A 7,148-nucleotide genomic window follows, 5' to 3' on the forward strand; every position below is an offset into this window, starting at 1 on the left:
TATTCGGATCCTGTGAATTCCGATCTTTCGGTGCACCAGCCATGAATCGATACATGCGACTAGGCAACTATGCACGCCGAGTCACATTTTCGGTCACTGGGTGTTACCTGTACCCAAGTGACGCATAACTGACTGCTCGGCCTGGATCGTCCGGGTCCGGAGTCCATTAGTTTTCCGGTCCGGTGGACGGGACCGGCGGCCTCCCCACGCCCTCCACCAGATCGCACCCCTTGCCGATGGAGATGGACGATGACAGTTACCGCGCAGCGGTCTCGGCGCGTGTCGAAACGGACCGGTGTGGTGCTGCGAGTGCTCCTCGCGGTCGCCCTGCTGGTGCCGATCGGCGTGCTGTTCAGCTCGCACTGGCAGACCAACGACGAGCGACGGTCGTACGCGGACCGGGAACGGCACGGCATCGAGTACCTTCGTTCACTCGGCCCCGTGACGGTTGCCCTGGTCGACGCCCAGTCGAGCGCGGTCTCCGGTAGATCGGGCGCCCGCGAGGCGCTGCGGAGCGCGGTCGATGCCACCAGCGCGGTCGACGTCCGGTACGGCGCCGAACTGCGGACCAGCGACCGCTGGGCCGGGATACGCGCCAAGATCGAAGCGCTTCCGGCCCGTACCCCGACCGATCCGGCGACGGCGTCGGCGGCGTACAGCGAGGCCGGCGACCTGCTGCTGGCCCTCTACGCGAAGGTGCGGGAGAGTTCCGGGCTGATCCGGGACCCGGAATCCGACTCCTACCACCTGCAGGACGCCGTGGCCGAGGAGCTGCCGGAGGCCCTGGTCGCGGCCGGGCGCCTCGCCGACCTCACGGTGATGGCGGCGAAGCGGCCGACGTCCGAACGGCTGCGCACGGCGGGTGAGATGGCGCTGGCCCGCGCAGCCGTGATCGAGCCCGCGAGTGACCTGGTCAGCGGCCTGCGGGTGGCGGTCGAGGACACCGAGAGCCGAACCCTGGGCGGTAACCTGCTCCGCCGGCTCGACGGCTATCAGCGCGCGGTGGAGTCGTTGTCCGGCCTCACCGCGGATCCGAGGAGTGCGGATCCGATCCAGGTGAGCACCGCCCGGTCGTCGGCGCACCTGTCGGGGGCGGAGCTTTCCACGATCATCCTGTCCGAGCTGGACATCCTGATCCAGGAGCGCGCCGACGAACTGACCGACCAGGGGCTCGTCGCGATCGGCGCGTTCGTACTCGCGGTGCTGATGATCGTGGCCCTGGCCGCCGGGATCATGATCGCGGGCCGGGTGACCCGACCCGGTTTCGCCTACCTGGGTGAGCCCGGCATGGTCCCACCGGGCGCGATCCACCCCGGCGCGGCGCCCGAGGTCGGACCGCCGCCGGGCGGGCCACCACTGGGCGGACCACCGCCCGTCATCGGATCGCCGCTGGCCGGACCGTCACCCCTGGCAGGGCCGTCGGGGCTGCCCACCGGGCCGTCGGTGCTGCCCGAGCGCCGGTCGTACCGGCCGGACCCGGCCGGCGAGCCGGGCCGGCGCGGCCCACTGCCGGACTGGCCGGACCCGGTCCCCGCCGGGCAGGCCAATCCGGCCATGCCGGGAGGCCCGGACGGTCAGCCGGCGCACTGGGGACGTCCCGATGCTGCTCGATAGGCTGCGGATCCGGGGCAGACTCGCGCTGCTCGTCGTCATCCCGCTGCTCAGCACCATCGGCCTCGCCGTTCCGGTGCTTGTCGACCGGATCGACTCGGCCAGGAACGCGGCCGACACCGCCGACTCGGTACGCCGTGCCGGCCGGGTCGGCACTCTCGTGCAGGAGTTGCAACTGGAGCGCCTGCTCTCGATCGGCTACCTGCTGAACGCCGTCGACCGGTCCGAACTGGTCACCCAGACCGCGCAGGTCGGGGACCGACTCGCCGACCTGCGCCTCGAACTCGGCGACGAGTCGACCCCGGAGATCGAGACCGCCCTCGGTAGCGTGCAGCGGCTCACCGACCTGCGACTCGGCGTACTCGCCAAGCGAATCAGCCCGGACGAGGTGGTCAACGGGTTCGGGCACACCAACAACACCCTGATCGAGTCCTTGCGGCTGACCCGGACCGCGGACGGGAACACGCCCGAGGGGCGTCAGATGATCGCCCTGGACGCGGTGCTCCGGACCGACGAGGCGATCAGCGCCGCCGGCACCCTGATCGTGCTGGTCGTCGGGACGAACAGCGCGTCGGCCGGCACCGCGTACGTGGCCAACATGTCCCGCCTACAGTCGAACCTGGCCCGGTTCCGCGGCTTCGCCACCCCGGCCCAGAACGAGCTGTACGGGCTGGTGGAACGGGCGGTGGCGGCCCGGACCAGCCCCGAATTCCTCAGCGTCGGCTCGCTCAACCCGACCAGCGCCGTCATCGGGCTCTCCCTGGACCGGCTGTTCCCGGCCGTCTCCTCGCTGACCACCCTCGGCCAGTTCATCGAGAAGAAGATCGTCACCGACGTGATCGCCGAGGTCTCCGACCAGCGCCAGCGGGCGATCGCCGGCGCGTACACCGTGGGACTGCTGGTGCTGCTCATCATCGCGCTGATGATGCTGCTCAGCCTGGCCGTGGCCCGCACCGTCGCCCGGCCGCTGACCCGGCTGACGGTCTCCGCCGACCGGATGGCGCGGGTCGCCGAGGCGGAACTCGTCCGGATCGTCGACGACGAGTCCGAGTCGCCCGACCCGATCCGGCTCGACCCGGTGGACGTACGCGGTCGGGACGAGATCGGCGACCTGGCCCGAGCCTTCGAGCGGGTGCAGGGTACGGCCGCCCGACTGGTCGAACGGCAGGCCGCCAGCCGACGGAACGTGGCCCAGATGTTCGGGCACGTCGGACGGCGTACCCAGAACCTGGTCGGCCGGCAGATCGCGCTGATCGACCGGCTGGAGCACCAGGAGACGGACCCGGGTCGCCTCCAGCACCTGTACCGGCTCGACCACATCTCCAGTCGGCTGCGCCGCAACGCCAGCAGCCTCGTCGTGCTCTCCGGCGGAGCCGGCGGGGACGGGCACGTGGCTCCGCTCCCGCTCGGCGACGTGGTCCGGCTCGCACTCGGTGAGATCGAGGACTACACCCGGGTCGACGTGCAGGTCCGGCTCGATGTCGCGGTGGCACCGGGAGTCATCGGTGATCTCGTCCTCACCCTCGCCGAGCTGATGGAGAACGCCACCGCCTTCTCCCCACCGCACACCCGGGTGACGGTGCTCGCCGAGGTCATGCCCGGTGGGGTACGACTCAACCTGGTCGACCACGGCATCGGCATGTCGCCGGAGCGAATGGCCGAGGAGAACGCCCGGTTGACCCGACGGGAACGGCTCGACCTCGTTCCGACCGAGGTACTCGGACTGTTCGTGGTGGGTCGGCTCGCCCGTCGGCACGGCTGGCGGGTCACCCTCTCCGGCACCACGCCCGGTGGCGGCGTGACCGTGGGCGTCGAGATCGACGACCAGCTTCTGATCACCCGCCACCCGGAAGCGCCCGTGGTGGCGGCCCGGGCACCGGTGACGCAGCCGCTGCCCGTCCGGCCGGTCAGCGCCCCCGAGGGTGGCCCGCCGATGGCCCCGGTGCCGGGCCGGCTTCCGGTGGAAAACCCGATCATGAGGCCGGACACCGCGCCGAGGCCGAGCCAGATGCCGATGGCGCCGATCCCGGAGCTGGTACCGGCGGCGGCCTCGACCGCGCCGGTGTTCGACGCCGAGCTGATCAGCCGGGCGACCCGTTCGCTGGCGTCCGGGCGACCGTGGAACGCCTTCCTGACCCGGCCGTCCTCGGGTACCGGAGCGGATGTCCCGGACCAACCGGCCACCGCGCCCCATGGGGATGGTCCGGACCACCCGGAGGCCCGGGACCTCGGAAGGCGACCGGACGCACCGGGGCAAGCCGATGTCCCGGATCGGCCGGACGCTTCGGATCGGCCGGACACTTCGAATCGGCCGGATCATTCGGGCCAGCGCAACGGTGCGCCCGGCCAGCCGGCATCGGGCGGTCCGGCGGCGGGCACCGCCGACAGCGGCCCGGGACCCGCGGCATCCGGCCCCGGCACCGGGCTGCGCCAGCGGGTCCCGGGCGCTCAACTCCCCGTGACCGGCCGCAAGAGCCGACCCGAACCGACCCCGGCCGACCCGTCGGTGGTCCGGGCGTCGATCGAGGAGTTCGAGGCCGGGGTACGCCGGGCGCAGCGCGAGCAGCAGTCCCGGCCTCCCGCCCGTCGACCGACGCCGGGCTACGAGGCCAGCCGACTGGAGCCCGAAGGCCCACGGCCGGCGCAGGCCGAAGTGCGGGTGGAGCATGGTGACCCGCAGTCCGGCGCACGGGCAACGCCCGGTGACCCGCAGTCCGGTACACGGGCAACGCCCGGTGACCCCCACCCCGACCAGGGTGGATCCCGAACCGACCCGGGTGGATCCCGACCTGACCCGGGAAGCCCGGCACCGCCGGAATCCCGTGGCTCCCAGCGGGAACAGGCTGACCTGCGGCCGGCGCCGACGGCGGCCCGGGCCAACGGGGTGGGAGCGGCGGCCCCCGCCGGGACGGGATCTGCCGCCGCCCCGCCGCAACTCAACCGGCGGGTCCCCGGCGCGAACCTGAGCATTCCGGCACCTGCCACCCCACACGGCCAGGCGCCGCCCACCACCGCGACCGCCACGCCGGACGATCCCGACCGGGTCCGCGAGTTGATCATGCAATTCGAGTCCGGCGTCGCCCGCGCGCTGAACGAAGTCCGTTCAGACAACCGCCACGAAGAGGGAACCCCACGATGAGCAGTCCCTTCATCCGCTTGGAACAGGACCAGCAGGGAAACGGCACCGGCGAGCTGAGCCAGGAGGCGCGCACCTTCAACTGGCTGCTCGACTCGTTCACGTCCGGCACCGCCGGCGTGCAGGAGGCGATCGCGGTCTCCTCCGACGGCCTGCTGATGGCCATGTCGTCGATCAAGGACCGGTCCAACGCCGAGCGACTCGCCGCGGTGGTGTCCGGAATGACCAGCCTGGCCAGTGGAGCCGCCAACTGGTACACATTGGGGGCGCTCAACCGGGTCGTGGTGGACATGACCGACGGCTACCTGCTGGTCAGCGCGATCAGCAGCGGCTCGGTCCTGGGGGTGGTCGCCGACCGATCGGCCAACCTCGGCACCGTCGCCTACGAAATGACCCTCTTCGCCGGTCGGGCCGGAGGCGCGCTCACCCCTCGGCTCATCGTCGAGCTGAAGAACTCCGTGCAGTCATGATCGCCGGTGGTGCGGTGTCCGGTCCGCTCAGCCGTACATCGCGGTACGCCCACCGTCGGAGTGAGGAGACGTCGTGACCGAACGCAGCGAGGAGGTGCCGTGAGCTGGCCTGCTGCGGACGAGGTGCCAGAGCCGGAACCAGAGCCGGAGTCGGAGTCGGATGTGCTGGCGCCGGTCCGGATCCGCCCGTACCTCCGGGCCGTGCTGCCGGAGGCGGAGCCCGAGCCGGAGGCGGAGGCGGACACCGGGGAGATTCCGGTGCCCGACCCGGTGCCGACCGGGTTACGTCCGTTCGTACTCACCGCTGGGCGGGTGTCCGGGACCGACCCGGCGATCGGGCTGGAGACGCAGGTCACCGCCAGGTACGAGGACAGTTCCTGGACCAGTCAGCCGGTCACCCGTCTCGCTACGGAACTCCAGGACATCGTCGCGCTGTGCGTCGAGCCGATGTCCGTGGCGGAGATCTCCGCACGGCTCCGGATGCACCTCGGCGTCACCAAGATCCTGGTCGGTGACCTGCGGGCTGCCGGCCACCTCGACGTACACGTCTGTGACGTAGAGGATGCCCACGACCCCGACCTCATTATGCGAGTGATCGATGGACTTCGTGCGATCTCCTGACTGGCCGGCGTCCCCGCCGGCCGGCCCATTGGCCAACAGTGCGCCCGGACGCTACGGCAGCCCGGCGGGGTACGGCGTGCAGACTGGGCGGATGCCACCACCGGTCGGGTACCCCCAACCCGCCCGCCAACAGCCACGCCACGCGCGCGAGTCGGACGGCGATCCGGTGGCGGCGCACCGGTCCGAACAGCGACGCGGCTCCGCCCCGCCGATCCCGGTGAAGATCCTCATCGCGGGTGGCTTCGGGGTCGGCAAGACCACCACGGTGGGCGCGATCTCGGAAATCGCGCCTCTGACCACCGAAGCGGAGATGACCACTGCCGGGATCGGCATCGACGACCCGGGCATCCGCTCCGACAAGACGACCACCACCGTGGCGATGGACTTCGGCTGCGTCACCATCGACCGCAGCCTCAAGCTCTACCTCTTCGGTACGCCCGGTCAGTCGCGGTTCGGCTTCATGTGGGACGACCTGGCCCGGGGGGCGCTCGGTGCCCTGGTGGTGGTGGACAGCTCCCGGCTCGACGACTGTTACCCCGCCATCGACTACTTCGAGCGCGCCCGGATACCGTTCGTGGTCGCGGTCAACGCGTTCGACGGGCAGATCGCGCACGATCTGACCGCGATCCGCTGGGCGCTGGCGATCGGAGAGCATGTCCCATTAATCCAGTTTGACGCGCGCGAGCGGCTTTCAGTCCGCGATGCCCTACTGATCGTGCTGGATCGGGCCCTGGATCGAGCGATCCGGGAGCGGGAGACTTAGCCCGCGACGGTCCGGCCAATTCGGTCGTCGGTTGGGCCGGGGAAGGTGACACCATGAGGGGCGAACTGGACGACGCGCTGGCACGGATGGAGCGTCGCGAGGCGTTGCAGCGACGGCGGGCCGAGGAGGCGGCAGCGGCCCGGGCCGGCTCACCCGTCGACGAGGTGATCGAGGCCGTACAGCGGGTCGTCGCCGAACATCGGGCGCTGGCGGTCACGATGTGGGTTGCCGACGGCCCGAACATCTCGGCCATGCACGTCGCCTGGATGGACGGAACCGTGACGGTACGGCCGGCGGCCGAGCCGGCGTTGCCGACAGCCGGCCAGCCCCCGCATTCCTGGCCGATGTCGGTCAAGACAGTGCCCAGTTGGGCAGCGCCCGAGGATCCTCCGGCACCCGACGCCGCCGCCCGGCTGGCCGACCTGATCCGGCGGGACCCGTCCCTGCTCGGCCCGGACGACCACCAGCCCTGACCGGCCGGGCCGCGCCAGCCCTGACCGGCCGGGCCGCGCCAGCCCTGACCGGCCGGGCCGCGCCAGCCCTGACC

At 71.4% G+C, this 7,148-nt stretch carries 6 protein-coding genes; all 6 read left to right on the top strand.

Features of this window, described 5'->3' with window-relative positions; genetic code table 11:
* Positions 1–279 precede the first annotated feature (279 nt).
* A complete protein-coding gene (locus tag I0C86_RS09015) occupies positions 280–1,614 on the top strand; it encodes a hypothetical protein (RefSeq protein WP_196200763.1) in 1,335 nt (444 codons plus the stop codon).
* A complete protein-coding gene (locus tag I0C86_RS09020; RefSeq protein WP_196200764.1) occupies positions 1,601–4,750 on the top strand; it encodes a sensor histidine kinase in 3,150 nt (1,049 codons plus the stop codon). The genes I0C86_RS09015 and I0C86_RS09020 overlap by 14 nt, the downstream gene beginning before the upstream one ends.
* A complete protein-coding gene (locus I0C86_RS09025) occupies positions 4,747–5,217 on the top strand; it encodes a roadblock/LC7 domain-containing protein (RefSeq protein ID WP_196200765.1) in 471 nt (156 codons plus the stop codon). Before I0C86_RS09020 ends, I0C86_RS09025 begins: the two co-directional genes overlap by 4 nt.
* A 99-nt stretch (positions 5,218–5,316) precedes the next feature.
* The gene (locus tag I0C86_RS09030; protein ID WP_196200766.1) at positions 5,317–5,838 is read left to right on the top strand and encodes a DUF742 domain-containing protein; all 522 of its coding nucleotides are present in this window, start codon (positions 5,317–5,319) and stop codon (positions 5,836–5,838) included.
* Positions 5,816–6,601 (top strand): GTP-binding protein, encoded by a 786-nt coding sequence (locus I0C86_RS09035; RefSeq protein WP_230393829.1) that lies wholly within the window; start codon positions 5,816–5,818, stop codon positions 6,599–6,601. Before I0C86_RS09030 ends, I0C86_RS09035 begins: the two co-directional genes overlap by 23 nt.
* Positions 6,602–6,654: 53 nt before the next feature.
* A complete protein-coding gene (locus I0C86_RS09040; RefSeq protein WP_196200768.1) occupies positions 6,655–7,074 on the top strand; it encodes a hypothetical protein in 420 nt (139 codons plus the stop codon).
* The last annotated feature ends 74 nt before the right edge of the window (positions 7,075–7,148 follow it).

The sequence above is a fragment of the Plantactinospora alkalitolerans genome, assembly GCF_015690345.1.
Lineage (GTDB): Bacteria > Actinomycetota > Actinomycetes > Mycobacteriales > Micromonosporaceae > Plantactinospora > Plantactinospora alkalitolerans.